General features: G+C 64.7%; 21 protein-coding genes and 1 pseudogene. 15 read left to right on the top strand and 7 right to left on the bottom strand.

The genetic code is table 11. From position 1 onward, the window contains the following. Window positions 1–9: 9 nt before the first annotated feature. The 4 genes from ACFUOZ_RS16710 to ACFUOZ_RS16695 all read left to right on the top strand — a co-directional run bounded on the left by ACFUOZ_RS16710 (window position 10) and on the right by ACFUOZ_RS16695 (window position 2208). Window positions 10–615 carry a hypothetical protein gene (locus ACFUOZ_RS16710; RefSeq protein WP_377550140.1) on the top strand — a complete coding sequence of 202 codons (606 nt, stop codon included), beginning with the start codon at window positions 10–12 and terminating at the stop codon, window positions 613–615. Window positions 616–683: 68 nt separating this feature from the next. Continuing rightward, a complete protein-coding gene (locus tag ACFUOZ_RS16705) occupies window positions 684–1280 on the top strand; it encodes an RNA polymerase sigma factor (RefSeq protein WP_377550138.1) in 597 nt (198 codons plus the stop codon). Then, the gene (locus tag ACFUOZ_RS16700; RefSeq protein ID WP_377550136.1) at window positions 1277–1882 is read left to right on the top strand and encodes an Asp23/Gls24 family envelope stress response protein; all 606 of its coding nucleotides are present in this window, start codon (window positions 1277–1279) and stop codon (window positions 1880–1882) included. The genes ACFUOZ_RS16705 and ACFUOZ_RS16700 overlap by 4 nt, the downstream gene beginning before the upstream one ends. Then, complete coding sequence (locus ACFUOZ_RS16695; RefSeq protein ID WP_377550134.1) at window positions 1879–2208, top strand: hypothetical protein; 330 nt, start codon at window positions 1879–1881, stop codon at window positions 2206–2208. Before ACFUOZ_RS16700 ends, ACFUOZ_RS16695 begins: the two co-directional genes overlap by 4 nt. Here the strand turns inward: ACFUOZ_RS16695 and ACFUOZ_RS16690 are convergent. After that, complete coding sequence (locus ACFUOZ_RS16690) at window positions 2192–3637, bottom strand: MFS transporter (RefSeq protein ID WP_377550132.1); 1446 nt, start codon at window positions 3635–3637, stop codon at window positions 2192–2194. The two genes, ACFUOZ_RS16695 and ACFUOZ_RS16690, sit on opposite strands and share 17 nt — an antisense overlap. Before the next feature lie 77 nt (window positions 3638–3714). Between ACFUOZ_RS16690 and ACFUOZ_RS16685 the strand changes: the two genes are divergently transcribed. Beyond that, window positions 3715–4944 (top strand): ATP-binding protein, encoded by a 1230-nt coding sequence (locus tag ACFUOZ_RS16685; protein ID WP_377550130.1) that lies wholly within the window; start codon window positions 3715–3717, stop codon window positions 4942–4944. A 14-nt stretch (window positions 4945–4958) separates the two neighbouring features. Here the strand turns inward: ACFUOZ_RS16685 and ACFUOZ_RS16680 are convergent, their stop codons facing one another. After that, complete coding sequence (locus ACFUOZ_RS16680; RefSeq protein ID WP_377550128.1) at window positions 4959–6479, bottom strand: serine/threonine-protein kinase; 1521 nt, start codon at window positions 6477–6479, stop codon at window positions 4959–4961. 213 nt (window positions 6480–6692) lie between these two features. Next, on the bottom strand, window positions 6693–7334 hold the full coding sequence (locus tag ACFUOZ_RS16675; RefSeq protein WP_377550126.1) for a TetR family transcriptional regulator: 642 nt from the start codon (window positions 7332–7334) through the stop codon (window positions 6693–6695). Between the two features lie 114 nt (window positions 7335–7448). Between ACFUOZ_RS16675 and ACFUOZ_RS16670 the strand changes: the two genes are divergently transcribed. From ACFUOZ_RS16670 to ACFUOZ_RS16650, 5 genes are all read left to right on the top strand, one after another. After that, entirely contained in the window at window positions 7449–8906 is a 1458-nt protein-coding gene (locus tag ACFUOZ_RS16670) for a purine-cytosine permease family protein (protein ID WP_377550124.1), read from the top strand. Next, the gene (locus tag ACFUOZ_RS16665; RefSeq protein WP_377550122.1) at window positions 8903–10117 is read left to right on the top strand and encodes a serine hydrolase domain-containing protein; all 1215 of its coding nucleotides are present in this window, start codon (window positions 8903–8905) and stop codon (window positions 10115–10117) included. The genes ACFUOZ_RS16670 and ACFUOZ_RS16665 overlap by 4 nt, the downstream gene beginning before the upstream one ends. Further along, on the top strand, window positions 10114–11733 hold the full coding sequence (locus ACFUOZ_RS16660; RefSeq protein WP_377550120.1) for an amidohydrolase: 1620 nt from the start codon (window positions 10114–10116) through the stop codon (window positions 11731–11733). Before ACFUOZ_RS16665 ends, ACFUOZ_RS16660 begins: the two co-directional genes overlap by 4 nt. A gap of 89 nt (window positions 11734–11822) precedes the next feature. Continuing rightward, on the top strand, window positions 11823–12416 hold the full coding sequence (locus tag ACFUOZ_RS16655) for a histidine phosphatase family protein (RefSeq protein ID WP_377550118.1): 594 nt from the start codon (window positions 11823–11825) through the stop codon (window positions 12414–12416). Window positions 12417–12427: 11 nt separating this feature from the next. Then, a complete protein-coding gene (locus ACFUOZ_RS16650) occupies window positions 12428–12628 on the top strand; it encodes a hypothetical protein (protein ID WP_377550116.1) in 201 nt (66 codons plus the stop codon). 128 nt (window positions 12629–12756) lie between these two features. Here the strand turns inward: ACFUOZ_RS16650 and ACFUOZ_RS16645 are convergent, their stop codons facing one another. The 3 genes from ACFUOZ_RS16645 to ACFUOZ_RS16635 all read right to left on the bottom strand — a co-directional run bounded on the left by ACFUOZ_RS16645 (window position 12757) and on the right by ACFUOZ_RS16635 (window position 14379). Further along, window positions 12757–13041, bottom strand: coding sequence for a hypothetical protein (locus ACFUOZ_RS16645; RefSeq protein WP_377550114.1), 285 nt, complete (start codon window positions 13039–13041; stop codon window positions 12757–12759). Between the two features lie 106 nt (window positions 13042–13147). Then, window positions 13148–13378 carry a DUF6458 family protein gene (locus ACFUOZ_RS16640; protein ID WP_377550112.1) on the bottom strand — a complete coding sequence of 77 codons (231 nt, stop codon included), beginning with the start codon at window positions 13376–13378 and terminating at the stop codon, window positions 13148–13150. A gap of 104 nt (window positions 13379–13482) precedes the next feature. Then, entirely contained in the window at window positions 13483–14379 is an 897-nt protein-coding gene (locus ACFUOZ_RS16635; protein WP_377550110.1) for an SDR family oxidoreductase, read from the bottom strand. A gap of 137 nt (window positions 14380–14516) precedes the next feature. Here ACFUOZ_RS16635 and ACFUOZ_RS16630 point away from each other — a divergent pair, with 137 nt between their 5' ends. The 4 genes from ACFUOZ_RS16630 (at window position 14517) to ACFUOZ_RS16615 (ending at window position 19012) form a co-directional block, all read left to right on the top strand. Beyond that, window positions 14517–16367, top strand: coding sequence for a glycoside hydrolase family 15 protein (locus ACFUOZ_RS16630; RefSeq protein ID WP_377550108.1), 1851 nt, complete (start codon window positions 14517–14519; stop codon window positions 16365–16367). Window positions 16368–16377: 10 nt separating this feature from the next. Further along, window positions 16378–16566, top strand: coding sequence for a hypothetical protein (locus ACFUOZ_RS16625; protein WP_377550106.1), 189 nt, complete (start codon window positions 16378–16380; stop codon window positions 16564–16566). Window positions 16567–16732: 166 nt separating this feature from the next. Continuing rightward, entirely contained in the window at window positions 16733–18133 is a 1401-nt protein-coding gene (locus ACFUOZ_RS16620; RefSeq protein WP_377550104.1) for a glutamate decarboxylase, read from the top strand. A gap of 21 nt (window positions 18134–18154) precedes the next feature. Next, window positions 18155–19012 (top strand): class II glutamine amidotransferase, encoded by an 858-nt coding sequence (locus ACFUOZ_RS16615; RefSeq protein ID WP_377550102.1) that lies wholly within the window; start codon window positions 18155–18157, stop codon window positions 19010–19012. 117 nt (window positions 19013–19129) lie between these two features. On the opposite strand, the gene ACFUOZ_RS16610 is transcribed toward ACFUOZ_RS16615, so the two are convergent. Then, window positions 19130–19780: an HAD family hydrolase gene (locus ACFUOZ_RS16610; RefSeq protein ID WP_377550100.1), complete on the bottom strand. Its 651-nt coding sequence runs from the start codon at window positions 19778–19780 to the stop codon at window positions 19130–19132. A gap of 192 nt (window positions 19781–19972) precedes the next feature. Between ACFUOZ_RS16610 and ACFUOZ_RS16605 the strand changes: the two are divergent. Further along, window positions 19973–20406: pseudogene (locus ACFUOZ_RS16605) on the top strand (hypothetical protein); the annotation flags it as partial.

Raw genomic sequence — 20406 nt, 5'->3', positions numbered from 1 at the left:
GGCAGGTCAATGAGAAACACGAACCGGACACTCAACCGGATCCTGCTCAGCGTCCTGGGGATCGTCCTGCTGGGAGCCGGAGCCGCACTGATCGCGGCCGGGACCCTGCCAGGGGTTGCAGAGTTCTGGACAACCACCGGATCAACTGCGCGGGATAGACTCCGCAATCTGGTTGGCACGGCACCCCTGCCCGACCCTGTCCGGAGCTGGTGGTTGGTGTTGGGAATCACCGTGCTGCTGGTCGGTGCCATCCTGGGCGCGGCCTGGATCGCTTCCCAAGGAGGCGGCAAAACACCTCGATTCGCGGAGGACTCGGAAGGCAGTGCGGGCCGAACCGTGGTGGATACCGGACTGGTCTCGGCAGCCGTCAGGGAAGCCCTCACTGGTCACCCTGACGTGCTGGCCACCTCTGTCTCGGCGTGGGAATCCCGGCGCGGCACGGCTCTGCGGCTCCGCTTGGAGGCCCGCAAAGGGGCGTGCCCCCGGGAGCTCGGCGACACGGCGGAACAGCTGCTCCTGGAGCTGGACGCCTGGCTGGGCCATCCGGCGCCCGCCCTGGTCCGAATCACGAGTGGTCCCGGAACCCGGGTGTCAGGCTCGCGCCGGGCCCGGTAAAGAGGCATCCCCAAGTCCCTGGCCCTCGGGGATCAAGTGCCGACTCACAACACTGGAAAGGCAGAAACGTGACTGGTTCACCTGCGGCCTCCGCCGCAGCACAGCAACACCTGGACCTCGTGCCGGACGCGTTGCTGGCGGGTCGGGCAGCAGATGGCGATACTGCCGCCTTCGAAGCACTCGCCCGGCGCCACGGACCGTTGATGAGGGCCACAGCCCGACGGTTGACGGGCACCTTGGCGGACGCGGACGACGTCGTCCAGGAGAGCCTGGTGCAGGCGTGGAAACAGCTGGACAACCTTCGGGATCCCGCCGCAGTAAGAAGTTGGCTGCTGCGTATCGTAGGCACCCGCAGCATTGACCACCTGCGCAAGCGGCGCAACCATGTGGCGTGGGACGAGGTGGAGGCCCTCGCTGATTCGGGGTCGGGGCCGCGGACCCAGGACCCGGAAAGCACCGCGGTCAATGCTTCCAGGGTGGACGCCTTGAAATCGGCGCTTCAACGGCTTCCCGAGGAGCAGCGCCGTTGTTGGGTACTCAAGGAATTCAACGAGCTGAGCTACGAGGAGATTGCACTGACCTTGAACATCAGCCCTGACAGCGTCCGTGGCCGCCTTGCCAGGGCACGGGTTGCCCTGGCACGCACAATGGAGGAGTGGCGATGAAAACCCCCGGCGATGCTTTGGAATGCGGGCACAGCCTCGCGGAACTGAGCGCTTACTTGGACACCGGATACATTACTGATCCCGCACACGTGGAGGTCTGCCCCGAATGCCAAGCCGGACTGGCTTCCCTGCGCAGGCTCTCCGAACTGGGCCATGAACTGCTTGCCTCGGACGTGGCCGCCGCCGGTTCGGGCAACGATGACTGGATGCAGGACATCCTGGCTAACCTCCACCTGGAGTTGCGTCCCGGCCGTAGCATCCCGCTCCGCACTGAAGACCCGCAAGATGCCCTCTGGGAGACCGAGGGCTCTGTGTCAGCGTTGATCCGCTCAGTGGTCGACTCGATGCCCGGAACAGCTGCCGGTAAGTGCCGCCTGACAGGCGACATTACGACGCCGGGCACCGGGATCGACGTCGACGTGGAGATCGCGGTGGTTTATGGACGCTCCATGGAAGAGCACGCGGACGCCCTCCGGAATGAACTCGCGGCGGTGCTGGGCGTGCAGACCGAACTCAACATCCAGGCCATCAACATCACGGTCACCGACGTGCTGGAGCCTTCCGCGCCAGCGATACCACCGAACACGGAGGACCAGCCATGACGGAACACCTGGAGACCAACTCCCCCACCCTTGCCGAAGAACTCCTGGGCGTCGTCCAGGGAGTTGACGGGGTTATGGCGGTCTACCCGGCACAGCCCTTCTGGCAGTCGATCGCCGGCGCAGCTGTTGCAGCAGTTACCGGAGAACAGCTGCCCCTGATCGGCCTTTCAGGGCATGGCGACGGCATCGCCGTCAAGGCCCGCATCGGCGTCGGAATCCTCCGCCCTGCACCGGAAGTTGCCCGCGAAGCAGCCGCGGCGGTCCGCAGACGCCTCGGAAACAAGAGCGCCGTCGTCGAAATTCTGGTGGTCAAGATAGGTCAGTAACCGCGCCCTGGCGTGGAGACTGGGTGTCCGGGTCTTGGGTGTCCGGGTCTTGGGTTTGTGTTTCCGCTTGGGCATAGGAGTTACTGACGCGACGGTACACGGGGGTCAGGAAGGCCAGAAGCGCGGCGGCGATCATGACCAGGCCTGCCACCAGGAAAACCAGGGCAATACCCCGCGACGTTCCTTCTCCCAACAACGGTTTCAGCTGCTGCGCGCCTTCGGCGGACCGCGCGTAGGGAATGATCCAGAACTGGGCAATGGGCGCAATGAGAAAAGCCGTGATGGGTGCAGCCGCGGATTCGAAGGCCATGGCAAAGCCAAACACCCTGCCTTGCCGGGGTAACGGCACCACCTTCTGGATGACTGTCTGTTCGGCTGCCTCCACGACGGGGACCAGCGCCATGTACAGCCAGATGCCGACGATGTAGAGCCAGGCCCACTCGCGGACAGTAAATGCAGCGCCGATTACTCCCATCACCGCGACAGCGATGAGAAGGGTCCGCAACGGATTCGAGCCGAGTCCGAACTTGCCTATCAATGCCCCACCGAGAATGAAACCCGTGGCACCCAGTGCGAACACCGCGCCCCAGATTTCCACCGGAAACATCTCAAGGCCATACGGGTCCATCAATGCCATGTAGACCCCGCCGATGAAATTGTTGAACGTGGAGAAGATAATCAGTGCGAACAATCCCGAGATGGCCATGACGGCGGCCCAGGAGCCGCGGAGATCGAAACCACCCTGTGCATCAGAGGCCGCTGCCTGCACTTCCTCGGGCAAGCGCAGAGTCAGCAAGTGCGCGAAGGCCAAGGCCGTGAGGACCAGGGCAACCACCACTGTCCACCCCATCCCCAGCAAACCCACCGAAAGTCCGGAAAGGACTGAGGTGACAATGAACATGAGTCCCTGGACCATCCCCACAAGACCGTTGGCGTTGGCTCGTTTATCAGGTTCGATCAAGATGGTGACGGTGGTGGACAGGGCGATGTTTCGCATGTTTTCCACTACCGCGCCGGCGAGGATGATCAGGGTAAAGATCCAGAACCAGGGTTGGGAAAGGTCCAAAAGGGCCGGCTCCGGTGTCAACAGGAACATCACCCCGGACAGCACGAACATCACCAGGGTGAAGGCTGCAGCGAATCGCATGACGGCGAGCTTGCGGTAGCGGTCCACAAAGGTACCGAAGCTGATGCTGGACAGGGCGATGAGGAGCATGTATGCCCCGCCAACCACACCGGTGGCGACTACGTTGCGTGTCTCCAGGTACACCCAGAAGGTCAACGCGAACCACAAGTAACTTGTGGTGATGTTGGCCAGTGCCGTGTTAATCAGGATCCCGGAAAAGGTTCGTGATTTTTCGGCAGGGGTACGTTCGGAAGGATTGACATTGCCAGTGGCACCGGCGATGGCCGGTTCCTGCTCGGTCATGCGATCCAGTAAACCACCGGGCCGGACCTGCCGGTAGTATCGGCAGGGAATTCACACAACGCTTGGGGGTTGGTTCAATGACGGAAATTCAGGGACAGCTGTCTTTCACCACGGACTTCGGCCGGGACATGGAGCTTCAGGAATACGGACTCGATCCTGCAGTGGACTCGAAGCTCCTCCCCAACGACGCCGTCATGAATGCCCTGAAGAACCTCGTGCGGCTCGCCACCGAGCTGTGTGACGCCCCGTTCGGCGTGGTCAACATCATCAGCGCCAAGTACCAGCACCAGATCGGCGCCTGGGGCGTGGAACCCGGGGTCTGCTCCCGCGAGGACTCCATGTGCGCCAAGGTCTTCCTAACCCGCGAGCGGACCGTTGTGGCCGACGCTTCCCGGGATCCGCGCTTTGCCGACAACCCATTTGTCACCGGCGAAATCGGCAATGTCCGGTTCTATGCCTCCGTGCCCCTGCAAACGGAATCCGGATTCGTGCCGGGGACGTTGTGCGTCTTCTCGGACCAGAGCAAGGAGCTGAGCCAGGAGCAGGTAGGCATGCTGGAGGTCCTGGCCAAGCAGGTGGTTGAGCTCCTGGAACTTCAGCACCGCACCGCCCAGTTGGACCGCACCTATTCCGAACTCAGGGCCAGCAACGCCAAACTTGCCGGATTTGCCGGCCGCGTCAGCCACGATCTCCGCATTCCACTGACCACCATCCTGGGATACGTGGAACTGGTGGAGGACGACCCCGATATTGAGCCCAGCAGTCCTGCTGCACGGTATCTGGACCGCATTGGTGCCAGCGGACGGCGCATGCTGGGAATGCTGGAGGATGTCCTTAGTTACTCCCGTGTTGGCGGTGGCATCCAACCGGCACGCGTCTCCCTGCGTGAGGTCACCGAAGAAGTGGTCCGGGACCTCGGGATAGAGAACGAGGGCATCGTTGATGTCCGGGACATCACCGTCCACGCCGACCCCGGGCAACTGCGGACGCTCCTGCAGAATCTCATCTCCAACGCGATGAACTACCGCAGCCCGGAGCGCGACCTCAAGGTCAGCGTCAGCGGAATTTCGAACTACCACGGCGCAACGGTGTATGTGGCGGACAACGGCAAGGGCATCAAACCCGAGGACCGCGACAAGGTCCTGGAACCATTGGTGCGCCTGCGCCGCGACGGGGACGGCCCAGGCACCGGCCTCGGGCTGGCCACCTGCAGCAGCATCGCCAAAGCCCACGGCGGGGATCTCAGCATCTCCGAAACCGCCGGCGGCGGCACCACTATCGCGATCAGCTTTCCGGCCGGGACCTAGCACCCCTGCCGAGACTACTTGCCGCCTTTGTCCTGGCCTTTATCGGGCTTCTTTTCATTCTTGCCATCGCCCTTGGTCTTGGCGCCGTCCGGGCCCTTCATATCGGACCGAGGCCGGACCGGCTGGGTTTGCACGGGCACGTTCTGGGCCGGCACGTTTTGGGCGGGGATGTTCTGGACGGGAATGTTCTGGACCGGAATGTTCTGGACCACCGGCTCCGGTGTGGTCGCCTCCGGAAGGTCGACTGCCTCTGCGGGCACGGCCCCGGCGGGCGTGGTAGCTGCCGGCGCCGGGAGGACCGGAGAGACAGGCTGCGGGTCGGCTTGGGACACCCCGTTGTTGGGAGTGTGGGAAGGATCGGTGGTACTGCCAGCCGATGAGAGCCCCTGGGTAAGAGCCAGCACGGCGAGCGGAATGGCCACCGCCGCAGCCGCAACGCCACGCGCCGTCTTGGGACGTCGCTTGCTGAAGTCGCGGATGCCGGTCAGCGTTGCCGCCCTCCTGGTCCGCGGCCGGATGGCTCCCGGCCGGGCCGCCCGCCCGCCCGCGTTGAGCGTCCGGGCCGTCGTCGCACTCAGCGGAGTCCGCTGCGGGACGGGAGGAAGGATCGCGGTCCTGCGCCCGGACTGGACGCCCTCCTCCGAAAGCGCCTGCTCCACTTCCTGGGCTGTGGGGCGCTTTTCCGGATCCATGTCCGTCATCGCTTCCAGAAGCGTACGCAGCGGTGCAGGCAGTTCAAGCGGGATCTGCGGCGCTCTGTGAAGGCGGGCAGAGGCCGTCTCCACTGGCGTTCCAGGGTATTCTGCGTGACCCGTCAGGCATTCAAGGAGCACCAGCCCCAGCGAATAGATGTCGCTCCGGGGTGACAGGTGCAATCCCTGCGCCTGCTCAGGGCTAAGGTATTGGGCCGTTCCAACGGTGAAGCCGGTGGCAGTGAGGCGGTTGTCGTTCATCACCAACGCAACCCCGAAGTCAGCCAGCTTTACCGACTGCGCCAACCCGTCGCCGTCGGACACCAAAATGTTGGCCGGCTTGATATCGCGGTGGATGACGCCCCGTTCGTGCACCTGGCACAAGGCTCCCGCTATCCGGATCCCGATGCGGGCGGTTTCGGGAACGGTGAGCGGACCGTCGGCCAGCACGGCACGCAGGTTCCGCCCCTCGGCGAGTTCCATCACCAGGTAGGCACGTTCTTCGTCGTTGCGCATATCCACGCCCGCGTCGAACGCTGCCACGAGCCCAGGATGGTCAAAGGAGGCAAGGAGCCGCATTTCGGTTTCCTGCCGCGCACGGAACGACTCGTCTCCGGAACCGGGAAGGAAGATCTTGACTGCGACCTCGCGGCCGAGCACCAGGTCCGTTGCCCTGTAGACAGCGGACATTGCGCCCCTGCCCAGGATGGGTCCCAGCTGGTAGCGGCCATCAAGCGCGCCGTTGCCCTCCGCCCCGTCCACGGAATCGGAGGCGCCTGCGCCCCCGGTTATGTCGTTGTAGCCCACGATTGTCACGTCCTTTGGGACTACCTGGCGCGTCACGGACCCAAACACTATCCGTCGGTACCAAGTAATGCCGTCAATAACATTTCACGTTGCCGCCTGACCGATTGCTTCAGCCCTGGCGGCTTGAGCAAACCAGCTCAAACAGCATCATCCGGTGTCACCAGATAAGTCATCAGGATACTGATTAAATCACACGAAGGACAATGGGGAGTTCACGTTACGTCGCGCCGGGGCCGCGTCGCCGGCCTCTCAGCCGGGCCTGAGTCCCTCTACCTCCGCGCGAAGACTGCCGGGGGCGATGCCAAGGGACCATTCGGCCACATCCGTGACAAACCGCGTGAAGGCGTCCACCTCGAACGATCCCACGTTGTTCACATAGGCCCCCACGCCGTCGATAGCCACGAGGATCCGCACGCAGGCAGCAAAAGGATCCCTCGTCGCGAACTCCCCCGCCGCTACGCCGTCTTCGATCAATGCCACCAGGCGGGACCGATCCAGATGCTCCTGGGCCTGGAGGGCTTCGTCCAAGGCCGGCATGAACCTGCAGAGATGCCTCGCGTTTAGCCACAAGCGTGAGAGCGGCGCGGCCGCACCCCCTTCCATGCGGGAGACCAGGTGCGCCATGCGCTCCAGCGGCGTACCGCCGTCGGGAAACAGCTCTTCCCGCTCTTCCGACACCGCCAGCACAAAGGCAGCAATCACCAGATCCTCGGCGGCCGGGTAGTAGTGGCTGATCAGCCCAGGCCGAACGCCCAGTCGATCAGCAACGGCACGGAGGGTAATCCGCTCCAGGCCCTCGTTCAGGGCGATCGACGCAGCCTCCGCCAGGATGTCCGCCCGCCGCTCGTCGGGTAACTTTCGGGTTCGCGTGGTCGCAGGGCTTGACACCATGCCCATCAGTCTATTGGATTAGTGACCAATAGCACGTTGGTCACGTGACCAATAGTGTTTCCCGAGGTCCGGTTCCCACTGTTGCGAGCCCGCCCCCGCCCGAGAGGAACAGCGTTGTCCCAACCCCCGCAGACCACCGTCAACCACCCCGAGCCCCTGGCCCATCCGGAAAAACGAGGCATCGAGCTCATCGACACCACCCAACGGCATGGCCGCGCCCGCGACCTCTTCCCCGTTTGGGCAGCGCCCAACGTCAGCGTCCTGAACTTCACCGTTGGCGCTTCCCTGATCCTCCTTGGCCTGGAGCTGTGGCAGGCATTCCTGGTGATCGTCGCCGGAAGCCTGCCTTGGATTCTCACGGGGATCGTGGCCACCAGCGGACCCGCAGCCGGCACATCCGGTTCAGTCATCACCCGCGCGATCTACGGGATCCGCGGCAACAGGCTGGTGGTCGCCTTCTTCGGCTGGTTCATCTCCGCCGTCTTCCTCGCCCTGAACTGGCTGGCGTCATCATTCATGGGGGCGGAGCTGCTGAATCAGCTCGGCTTTACGGACCCTGTCCTGGCGCCCATACTCGTCACCATTGCCGTGGCGGCGATCACTGTTCTCGTGGCAGTCTTCGGCCACGGGCTGATTCTCCGCAGCTATCCCGCAGTAGCGTCGGTCCTGCTGGCCATCTTCCTGCTGGTCACGGCCTTCGTTCTGCCGCACGCCCGCTGGGACTTTACGCCCGCCGCACCACTTGAAGGGGCTCCCCTGTGGTCCGCCATGACCATCGGCTTCGCGATCCTCGCTTCCACTCCGCTTTCCTACTCCAACAGCCCCGATCTGGCACGATACCTTCCCGAGTCCACCAAGCCCTCCCACATCGTTGCGGCCACGGCGCTCGGAGGAGCACTTCCCTGCATCTTCTTCACCGCAGCAGGGGCCCTGATGGCAACAGGAATCGACGCTGCGGCCAATGACCTGGGAATCGAATCGGCGCTCCTGGGACTGCTCCCAGCCTGGCTTGGGCCCATCTTCGTCATCGGAGTCATCATCAACACCATCGCCCTCAATGGCATGACGACCTACACGGCGAGCATGGCGTTCCAGTCCATCGGCGTACCGATCCGGCGCATTCCCTCGGCAGTGGTGGTCGGGGCCATCGGCACGGCACTGACCATCTACCTGGTGATGTCCACCAGTCTGCTGGAGGCAGTGAACCTGATGCTGCAGCTGCTGGTCCTGATCTCGGGCCCCACAATGACCGTCTTCGCGACCGACGTCATCCTCCGCCGCAACAGCTACAACGGCACGGAACTCTTTGACGAAAAGCCCGGCAGCCCGTTCTGGTACAGCGGCGGCTGGCACCTCCCAGGCATCCTGGCAGTGATCCTCGGTGCCGCGGCAGCATCACTGTTCCTCACCAACCCGGCGTGGACCGGGCCGATAGCAGCGGCCACGGGCTTCCTTGACCTGTCCGTTCCGGTCTCCATCGTGGTCACAGCCGGGACCTACGCAGCCTTGAGGCGACGTGCCACCAGGCGACGGCCCGGCGTCGTGCCCGCCGTCGAAGGCGCCGCAGCGTGACCGGCACCGGAACGCATCCGGACCGCTACCCCGGCGCTGCCGTCGCGCCTACGCTTGATACTTGGCAGGAGGGCCCACACAACCGCTGGACGTTCGCCCACCTGGGCGAATTGATCCCGACGGCGACCATCGGCCGCCGTTTTACGGCGGCGCCTGCTGAAGCTGTCGACCGCTTGGACGCAGTTGGGCTGGCCGGCTTGAGGCAGCGCCTGGAGGAGAGCTTCACCGACGCCTTCCTGGTCCTCCACCGCGACGAGGTGATCGCCGAGTACTACCGGCCCGGGTTTGCCCCGGATGACCTCCATCTGGTCATGAGCATCTCCAAGTCGCTGTGCGGCCTGGTGGTGGGCGCATTGGTGGAGGCGGGAAGCATCGATCCCACAGGCCGGGCAGTGGACTACGTCCCCGAGCTCAAAGGATCGGCCTACGACGGCCCCACCGTCCAGGACGTGCTGGACATGGTGGTCGCCGTCGGCTATCGCGAGGATTACCTGGATCCGGATTCGGAGGTCCAAAGCCATGACCGCTCCGCAGGGTGGAGGACCCGGCGCGACGGCGATCCCGCAGACACCTACGCCTTCCTCACCACCCTTACCGGCCCCGGCAACAGCACCGGACAAGCACCGCAGTTCCAGTACTGCTCGGCGAACACCGACGTCCTGGCGTGGATCATCGAACGCGTCACAGGCCTGAGGTATTCGGACGCGTTGTCCAAGTACCTGTGGTCCAAGATCGGGGCCGACCGGGACGCCACCATCACGGTGGACGCCGCAGGATTCGGCTTCGCCAATGGCGGCGTCTCCTGTACTGCCCGCGACCTCGCCCGCGTCGGGCAGATAATGCTCGACGACGGCGAAAGTCCAGGCGGGAGGGTGGTGTCACCGGACTGGGTCGGTGCCATCCTGGCGGGAGGCAACCAGGATGCCATGAACGATCCCTCCTTCACCGGCACCCACCCCGGCGGCTCCTACACCCGTCAATGGTGGTGTACCGGAAACGAACGCGGCAACGTCACAGCCATCGGCATCCACGGCCAATACTTGTGGCTCGATCCCGCCACGAACACCGTGATCGCGCAGCTGTCCACCTGGCCGGAGCCGGACAGCGAAGAGCTGCACGCCCTCCAGACCAGCGTGCTCTTGGACGTCAGCTGTGCCATGGACCGTATTGGCACAACCACAGGAAAAGAAAGCAAGGAAAACTCAGCGTGACCACCCAGCTCTACAGCAATGCCCGTATCTTCACCGCCGACACCCGCCCCTGGGCAGAGGCCCTCCTGGTACAGGGCGAGCGCCTCCTGTACGTAGGCGACACCGCCACCGCCGAGCGGCTCAGCCCCGGCGCCGAACGGATCGACCTGGGCGGCAAGTTGGTCCTGCCCGGATTCGTCGACGGCCACGCCCACGTGATCGGCACCGGAGAAGCCCTGGGCCAAGTGAGCCTCTGGGGCGCCAAGTCCGTGGCCGAGATCCAACAACGCATCAAGGAACGGGCCACCGCAAGCCCGGGGGCTGACCGCATCCTGGCCACAGGCTGGCTCCATGGCGCCATACCCGGTGGTGTTCCGGATGCCGGAATGCTGGACGCCGTCCTCCCCGACCGGCCCGTGTACGCCTTCGCCTACGATTTCCACTCCGTGTGGGTCAACACGGCGGCCCTGGCAGAGCTCGGCATCACGGACAGCACCAGGAATCCGCTCGGCGGCACCATCAAGCGTGATTCCCACGGCCACGCCACCGGCTACATCGATGAGAACGCGTTCTACGACATCGTGTTGCCTTTCCTGGATACCCAAGCCACCGGCAGCCAGCACGCAGAAAGCATTGCCGCCGTGCAGCAGGCCTACCGGGAAACCGGTGTAACCACCGCCTGCGACATGGGCTTCAACGAAACCGACCTTGCAGCATTCCGGCAGGCAGAGACCGACGGCACCCTGACCAGCCGGCTCATCGCGTACTGGCGGGTCAACAACAGCGGATCCGCCGAGGAGAACATCGCCCAGGTCCAGCGCGCGGCCGCGCTCGCCGTCGAACATCAATCGCCGTTGCTGCGCGTGGTGGGCATCAAGGTCATTGTGGACGGAACCATCGACGGCTGCACTGCCGCGCTGGGCATGCCCTACGCCGACGGTTCCACGGCCGAGCCCATCTGGAGCCTGGAGGAGCTCGCCCCGGTTGTTGCCGCGGCCGATGCCGCCGGCCTGAAGGTCGCCATGCATGCCATTGGGGACGAAGCGGTGCGGATTGCCATCGGAGCCGTGGAACAGGCGGTCGCAGTGAATGGACCCCGCGAGCGCCGGCACAGGATCGAGCACCTCGAGTTGGTGGACAGGGCGGACGTCGATCGCCTCGCCGCGCTGGGGATCACCGCCAGCATGCAACCGGTGCACGCCGATCCTGCCATCAGTGGAAACTGGTGCGCCAAGCTTGGCGATGAGCGCACGGAACACGGATTCGCCTGGACTTGGATGACGGCTGCGGGCGCGCGGTTGGCTTTCGGCACGGACTCCCCCACGTCCCCGCACGCGCCGCTGCCCAACATGTACGTTGCCACCACAAGGGCCTCGGCATTGGACTCCTCAGCGGGGACCAACATTCCGGACTTCGCCCTGCCGCTCGCGGAGTCCATCGAGCACGCCACCCGCGACTCAGCGTGGACGTGTGGGGCGGAGCACGAGCTCGGACGCCTTGCCGCCGGGTTGTACGCCGACTTCGTGGTCCTCGACAGGGACGTCCTGGCAGCGGAAGATCCGGCCACGCTCCTTGAGGCGAAAGTCGTCCGGACCGTGGTGGGCGGGCGCACGGTGTTCCAGGCCCCGCAGCACTGACCCCGCATTGCGCCCGACGGCGACCTCCCGCCGTCGGGCGTTTCCGCACGTGACGCACGGAACTGCGGCCGGCCGGGCTGCAGGGCACAATGGAAGGCATGACCCTTACGACTTTCGCCCTCGTCCGCCACGGCCAGACCGACTGGAACGCGGAGCGCCGGTTGCAGGGGTCCACCGATATTCCCCTGAACGACGTCGGCCGAGGCCAGGCGCGCGATGCCGTCGCTTTCCTGTCGGGCCAGCAATGGGACACCGTAGTTGCCTCGCCGCTCAGCCGGGCAGCCGAAACGGCCGAAATCATCGCCGAAGGGCTGGGGCTTTCCGTAGCCCGGCTGGTCCCCAACCTCACGGAGCGCAGCTTCGGGCCGGCAGAGGGGTTGCAGGCAGGGCCCGAACTGGAGGCGCTGCGCATCCCCGGCGGCTTCCGTGGCGGCGAGAGCGACGACGACGCTGCCGCGAGGGGGATCGAAGCACTCGAGGAATTGGCCGGGGAGTTCGCGGGCAAGCGGGTACTGGTGGTAGCCCACGGCACCCTGATCAGGCTGACCCTTAGCCGCGCAATTGGCCGCACGCTGGACAGCGTCCAGAACGCGGTGCTGAACCTTGCCCACCACCACCCGACGGACGGTTGGGAGCTGGAGTACTTCAACGGCGAGCGCGTCACCGCGGACGTTCAGGCCTGAACAGGCCTTCCTTGGGCGAGTCTCCTGACTTCCTCCAGGAGGCCGGACACCCACTCGTCCATGGCCCCGCCGAGATGGCGGCCTACGAAGGTTCCGACTCCCGGGATGTCGAAGACAGCAACGGCCTGGTCCCCGCCTTCCCCCGGCCCGGCGTAGAACGTGACTTTGCCCCGGTGGATCCCCGCGATGTCGAAGCACAGCTCCGCCCTTGAATGCAGGGACGATGCCCAGGCCGCGACCGATTCAGGTGTGTAGGTATGGATGGCCGCTACTCCCTCGAACGCCGACTGACGGGACGACGGTTAAGTAGCGGGAACGCGCCAATCGTGACGCGGAAGCACTACCGGGCTTGGAGGCGCCGCTTCAGTTGCTCGGTGTAGTCCGTGTAGGCAGCGGCTATTTCCTCCAGGTCCACGGTCTGGGGAAAGTCGATGACTGGCTGGTGCTCGGCCAGGTACGCGGTGGTTTCTTCCACGATCAGCTGCTCGTCGAAGCCTTCCAGCCCGGCTTCCGCCAGGAACTCCGGATTTGTGTGGACCAGGGATTCACCGGACTGCCCCTCGGATGACCATCGGACCAGGTACTCGTTCTGATTCACCAATTCGATGTCGAATGTCTGTTCCATGGAAGCAGCCTACGCCGTCGGGCGGCCGGGCCTGCACCTCACCCGACGCAAGAAGCGCACGACGGCGACAGCCCGCCGTCGTGCGCCTCCTCCGTTGGCGGGGCTGCTAGACCTCGGGACGCCGCTCTACTACGGTTTGGGGATCGCCGCGACGCTCCACTACCGTGCGACGGGTCCTGTTGGACATGGCGATCGAAACGATGAGGCCGATGATGCCTACCGCGATCAGGATGTAGCCAACCAGGACCTGGTCAAGGAAGGGGATGATTCCGGGGGCGAGCGCGAAAGCCAGGATAGCTCCGATGGCAATCAGGGCAATGGAAGAACCGATTCTCATAACGTGCTCCTCATGTTTGTCCGGCGCGTGGTCAGGGACTCGCCGGTGCGTGTCATCAGGATACTTACGATTTACCTCGCCCGCCAGCCGCCAAGCCGCAGGGGTTAGTGGCCGTACCGCTCAGCCACCCGGCCGATCGCCTCCTCCGGCGTGGGCGCAGGCCCGAACACCTGCTCCTGCCGGGCAGTGTCCGCGACGTACTTTCCTGTCTCGAACCACGCCACCATGCTCGCCATATCCGCTATCAGGGGAAGGACTTTGGAGGTCGCCTTCCCGAGCCCGGTAATTGCGCCAGTGGGCACGGACATCACCTTGACCGGCTTGCCGGCACGCCTTCCCGCAAGCTCCGCGGCTTCCTGCATGCTCACCGGCCGGGTCCACCCGATGTCGATGCGCTCGCCGTCAACGACGTCGGCGTCGACGGCGGCCGCCAAGTAAGCGGCAAGGTCACTCGCCAGGACGAACGTCAGCCGCGCTTCCTTGGAACCGAGCCACACAAAACGACCCTTCGCGAATGGATCGCCGCCCATCCCCACGGCCTGGTCAAAGAACGCCCCCGGCCGCAGCGCGACAAAGGGGACACCGAGCTCCTCGAACTTGTCTTCCGCCAGCTTCTTGTTCCAGAAGTGCGGGATCTGGGGTGTCTGGTCGCACGTGAGGATGCTGATCAGCACGAAACGCGGGACTGCGGCGTACTTGGCTGCGACGGCCAGGTTGCTGTTGCCGTAGCTGTCGATCAGCTTGGCGTTCCTGTCGTTCCTTGTGTAGCCGGCCGCCGTCGAGATTGCTCCGGAAACACCCGTCATGGCCGTGATCAGCGAGGCCGTGTCCAGCATGTCTCCGCGGGCAATTTCCACGCCCTTGGCCTCAAGCTTGGCGGCTTTCGATCCGGGCCTCACCAGCGCCCGCACCTTCCTGCCGCGTTTCAGTAGCTCATCCACCACTTGGCCACCCAGGAATCCTGTAGCGCCAACAACAAGGACAGGCAGGTCTTCGGCCACAACATCTCCTCAGGGTTTTGGTTCCTACGTCAGTGGTAGCACGCCCTCGGAAGCGAGGCCAGAGCCAACCCGCCAAGGCGAGTGCCGCCGTCGAGCCTGTCCCGGTGCTGCCAGCGACGCAGACTAGGATCTGTCCCATGGCAAGGATCGAGGACTACGCAATCATCGGGGATCTGAACACTGCCGCCCTGGTGGGACAAAGCGGTTCCATCGACTGGATGTGCCTGCCGCGGTTCGATTCGCCTGCCTGTTTCGCTGCGTTGCTGGACAAGCCGGAGGCGGGTCGGTGGCTATTGGCACCTGCCGGCACTCCCGACGGCGGCAACTGCACTCGCCGCCAGTACCGGGGAGACACCCTCATCCTTGAGACAGTGTGGGAAGTGGACGGCGGTTCAGTGAAGGTGATCGACTTCATGCCGGTCCGCGATGACGCCGTGGACCTGGTGCGGATCGTCGAGGGCGTGTCCGGCGAGGTGGACATGCATATGGAACTGATCCTCCGCTTCGACTACGGCAGCGTCATTCCCTGGGTACGGCACAGCAAGCACGGCATCAGCGCAGTAGCCGGGCCCGATTCGGCCTACGTGACCACCCACGCCCCGCTCGTGGGACGGGACAACCGGACCTACAGCGACTTCACGGTCCGCGCCGGAGACAAGGTCCCGTTTGTCCTTCGATGGGCTCCGAGCCATGAACGCGAGCCCCGCCGCATCGACCCTCTGCGGGCGCTCGACGCCACGGAATCGTATTGGCTGGAGTGGATCGGCCGGAGCAAGATAGCGGGCAAGTACAAGGAGCCGGTGGAGAGATCACTCATCACCCTCAAGGCCCTCACCTACGAACCCACCGGCGGCATCGTGGCCGCAGCCACCACGTCCCTGCCCGAGCAGATCGGCGGACCGCGGAACTGGGATTACCGGTTCTGCTGGCTGAGGGATGCCACACTGACGCTCCAATCGCTTCTTGCCGCCGGCTACACGGAAGAGGCCTCCGCCTGGCGGGACTGGCTGCTCCGGGCCATCGCCGGCGACCCGTCCCAACTCCAGATCGTCTACGGACTCGACGGCGCCCGGAGGCTTCCGGAGGCGAGTATCCCCTGGCTTGCCGGTTATGAAGGGTCCATGCCCGTACGCACGGGCAATGCGGCCGCTCCGCAGCTTCAGCTGGACGTCTGGGGTGAAGTCCTGGATGGCCTCTCACTGACCCGTGCCGCTTCCCCCGACGGCACGGTGGACAATTCCTGGGACATCCAGGTGGCCTTGATGGAATTCCTTGAAGGGGCTTGGAACCAGCCGGACAACGGGCTCTGGGAAATGCGCGGACCCCGGCGGCACTTCACGCACTCCAAGGTCATGGCCTGGGTGGCGGCAGACCGTATGGTCAAAGCCGTCCGGACCTCCGGCCTGCCTGGCCCGCATGACCGATGGGCGGCGCTCCGCAGCGAAATCCATAACGACGTCATGACAAAGGGGTTCGACGAGGACCTCAACAGCTTCGTTCAGTCCTACGGCAGCAAGGAACTGGACGCGAGCCTGCTGCTGGTGCCCCGTGTGGGCTTCCTGCCGCACCGGCATCCGCGCGTTGTCGGGACGGTGGAGGCGATCCAAAAAGGCCTCACGGAGGACGGCCTGGTTCTCAGGTACCGGACCCAATCCGGCCACGACGGCCTGCCTGGCGGCGAGGGCGTCTTCCTGGCCTGTTCTTTCTGGCTGGTGGATGCGCTGCTGGGCATCGGGCGAACCGACGAAGCCACCGAACTCTTCGAGCGGCTCCTAAGCCTGCGCAATGACGTGGGCCTTCTCAGTGAAGAATGGGATCCCCGCGCCCGGAGGCAGCTCGGAAACACTCCCCAGGCGTTCAGTCATTTCCCGCTGATCCACAGCGCCTTGCAGCTGCACCACGGGGAGGCCCACAAGAGCGACACCCCGTTCGGCAACGGTGGACACTCCGGCGCACCTACCCTTCGGAATAATCCTCGCGTTCAGTAGTTTCACCCTTGTGGCGGGCTTCTTCCAGGTGCAGATCCAGCTTTCGTTCGGCTTCGCGCCGGCGCTGCCCGACGGTCCGCATCTGCTGGGTAGTTGGCGCGCCCGCGTCCTCTGCCGCAATTCCTGCCGGCTCGGGGGGCTGGTGTTTCTCTTGGTCGCCCATATGGAAATCGTCCCATCGCCGCCGCATTTGCGATAGCGGCAGTTGCTTCGCGGACAGCGGTTCCAGCAGCCACCGGTGGGTTGACGTCCGACGGCGACCTGCCGCCGTCGGACGCCAACAAAGGCTTGGGTAGGCGGCACGCGCCGGGTAGCGTGAGCCGCAGACGAGTAGCCCCGCGCGAACGAATCCAAGGAGCTGGCCCATGAGCAGATCCCACCGCACGCCCCACCACGAGCCGGACACCGCCGTCGAACTCAATCCCTTGTTCAGCAGGCCCGGAGAATCCACCATCTTTCCCCGCTACACCCTGCCCGAAGGCGAATCCCTGCCAGCTACCGCCTACCAGGTGGTCCACGACGAAGCGATGCTGGACGGCAATTCCAGGCTGAACCTGGCAACATTCGTGGGGACCTGGATGGAGACCGAAGCGTCCGCCCTGTACGCCGAAACGTTCGACAAGAACATGATCGACAAGGACGAATACCCCCAAACGGCACTCATCGAGACGCGGTGCTGGCGGATGCTCGCCGACCTGTGGAACTCGCCGGATTCCGAAAAGAGCATCGGCACGTCCACCATCGGCTCTTCGGAAGCGTGCATGCTGGGCGGCCTGGCATTGAAACGCCGCTGGCAGCATGCGCGCCGTGCAGCAGGCGAGCCGACGGACAAGCCCAATCTTGTGCTCAGCTCCGCGGTCCAGGTGTGCTGGGAAAAGTTCTGCAACTACTGGGAAGTCGAACCCCGCTTTGTTCCGGTGTCCAACGAACACCCGACGCTGGACGGTCATGACCTGGACCAGTACGTCGACGAGAACACGATCGGCGTCGTCGCCATCCTGGGCGTCACCTACACAGGGCTCTACGAGCCTGTAAAGCTCATCTCGGAAGCGTTGGACGACATCCAGGCGCGCCGTGGCTTGGACATCCCCATCCACGTCGACGGGGCGTCCGGCGCCATGGTGGCACCGTTCCTGCAGCCCGAAATGGTGTGGGATTTCAGGCTTCCCCGCGTAGCGTCGATCAACACCTCCGGCCACAAATACGGCTTGGTGTACCCGGGTCTGGGCTGGGTGGTGTGGCGTGATGCGGAGGCCCTCCCGGAGGACCTGATCTTCCATGTCAGCTACCTGGGCGGAGACATGCCCACCTTCGCCCTGAACTTTTCCCGGCCGGGCGCACAGGTTCTCCTGCAGTACTACCTGTTCCTGCGGCTCGGCTTTGCCGGGTACAGGTCCGTCCAGGCCACGTCCCGCGACGTGGCGCTCTATCTCTCCAGCGAAATCGGGGCCATGGACGCCTTCACTCTGTGGAGCGACGGCTCGGACATCCCCGTGTTCGCCTGGCAGCTCGCCGAGGGTTACACAGAGCATTGGAACCTCCACCACCTGTCCGAGCGCTTGCGCATGAATGGGTGGTTGGTGCCGGCCTACCCGTTGCCTGATGGATTGAGCGAGGTGACAGTCCAGAGGATCGTCGTCAGGAACGGTTTCACCCGTGACCTCGCATCCAGCTTCCTGGCCGACCTCACCAAAGCCGTGGACTACCTGGACAGCCTCACCTCGCCCATGCCCAGCGACAAACAGCCTGAGGGCTTCCACCACTGATTCTTGCGACAGGAGGCCGCAATGTGCCGACTTTTCGGGCTGCATGCCGGTGCCGAACCGGTGCGGGCAACGTTCTGGCTGTTGAACGCGCCGGACAGCCTCTCGGTCCAGAGCCGGCGGGAACCTGATGGTGCAGGAATAGGGACCTTCGATGCCGCGGGCAATCCGCACGTGGCCAAACAACCGCTGGCGGCATGGGAAGACCATGCCTTCGCCCGCGAGGCCCGCGACCTGAAAAGCACCACCTTCCTGGCACACGTGCGGTACGCCAGCACCGGGGCCCTCACCATGGTCAACACGCACCCCTTCGAGCAGGACGGCCGGCTCTTCGCCCACAACGGGGTGCTCCGGGGCCTGGAAAATCTGGATGCACACCTGGTTGAACTCGGCGCCATGGACCTGGTGCTGGGCCAGTCGGACAGCGAGCGTCTTTTTGCCCTGATCACGGCGGAGACCCGGGCCGCAGATGGGGATGTCCGCGCCGGGATACTGGGCGCCGTCAGTTGGATTGCCGCGGAACTGGAGGTGTTCAGCCTGAATTTCATCCTGACGACAGCCACAGACATCTGGGCACTCAGGTACCCGGCGACGCACGATCTGTTCATGCTGGAACGTCACCCGGCCGAGCCCAGCCCGCTCGACGCACGAAGTGAACGGATCCGCTCCCGCAGTGCCGAGCTCTCCCGGTCGGCGCATGTCCTCTTCGCCACCGAACCCATGGACAACAACCCGGGCTGGATGCCCTTGGCGTCCGGGGAGCTGGTGCATGTTGGACCGGACCTGGTGGTCACCTCCAACGTCGCTTTCCCAGATCCCCCGGCCCATCCGCTTACACTCGCCGACCTCGAACCAGCGGCGGCGGCTTCGCAGGCGACTTAAGTCTCCGCGCCTCAGGCGAGCAACGCACGACGCCGGCCTGCCGCTGTTGGGGGTGGCGGCGTCGTGCGGTTGGGGGCCGCTTTGGGACGTCGCTCTCGGGGAGTCTTTTGTCCTGCCTCAGGCTTGCCGCGCACCAACGACGGCATTGATGGCTTCCGCAGCGGTCAGGGCGACATGGTCCGGGGCGTCTATGTGCTCGGGCCAGCTTGCGCCTCGCGAAACCCACGCCGTTTTCAGTCCCACCCGTTGACCGCCCAGGATGTCCGCGGTCGGGTGGTCACCGACCATCCAGCCCATGCCTCCCGTTGAGCCCAAGCGTGAGGCGGCGAGACGGAAGATCTCGGGGTCCGGCTTCTTCACCCCTGCGGCCTCGGAAACAATTACGGCATCCACAAGGGATTCGAGGCCGAGGGTGCGGACCTTGAGCATCTGCTGCTCCGTCGCCCCGTTGGTGACAACGCCGATCTTCCATCCAGACTCGCGGGCATTTCCCAGGGCCGCTGTGACGTTGTCGTCCAAAGTCATCAGGGGCACGTGCTCGAACAGCAACCTCTGCCTGATTTCGCCGGAATCCGGTGCGGCTTCAAATCGCTGTCCGATGGCACGTACAAGGGAATCCCGTGGCTCATAGCCGTCCTTGTCTGCATCGATGAGCCAGTCTGCGTCCGCTGCGGATCCACCTAGCGTCCCAACGAACGAACGCGCCCACGCATTGAAGGCCGCGGCCCTGTCGACGAGCGTATTGTCGAGGTCCACGAGCAGCAGCATGCCCCAAGAATACGCATCCTCGGCGTGCGGAAGTGGGGGTGGCGCCGCTTATCCACATGGGTTGGTTTGTCCACATACGGTGGGCGGGGGCTTCTGGGGTTTCTGGCGGGGTGACAGGCTTGATTCATGGATGGGATTGCGCGGCTTGGTGCACCCGGGACGATGTCTCCGGGTCGCGGAGGAGCGTCGCCGATGAAACTGCTTCAGGAACCTAAGACGGGCTCCCCCGCCCTACGCGCGCCCAACGATGTCACAGCGGGCTCCCTGCCTGCGGATGTTCCACTCGGTGCCCGCGTTCTGCCCCAGCTTGGTGACAGGGATTCGAGCAGTCTGGCCCCCGGCGGTCCTGCCTTGGATTCGGTCTCTTTCCTGGATGATGCGTCGGAGGCGTTGGGCGGTCTGCGTGGTTCTGCTGCCGCGGATGTGCTGTTGTTGGGGTTTGTGGAGGCTGCGGATTTCGCCGGCAGGGTCGAGGAACTGGCCCGGATGCTGGAGTACGTGCAGATCGTGGCGGCGCAGGCCGTGGAACGGACCCGGAACCAGGAACAACTGGCGCAGCGATCACCGGCACAGTCCCGGCAGGTTTCGGCAGCGGCCGCGCCGGAAAAGACCGGAATCCCGTGGCT

Source organism: Paenarthrobacter sp. NPDC057355, assembly GCF_042667405.1.
Lineage (GTDB): Bacteria > Actinomycetota > Actinomycetes > Actinomycetales > Micrococcaceae > Arthrobacter.
This window is presented reverse-complemented; position numbering and strand designations above follow the sequence as displayed.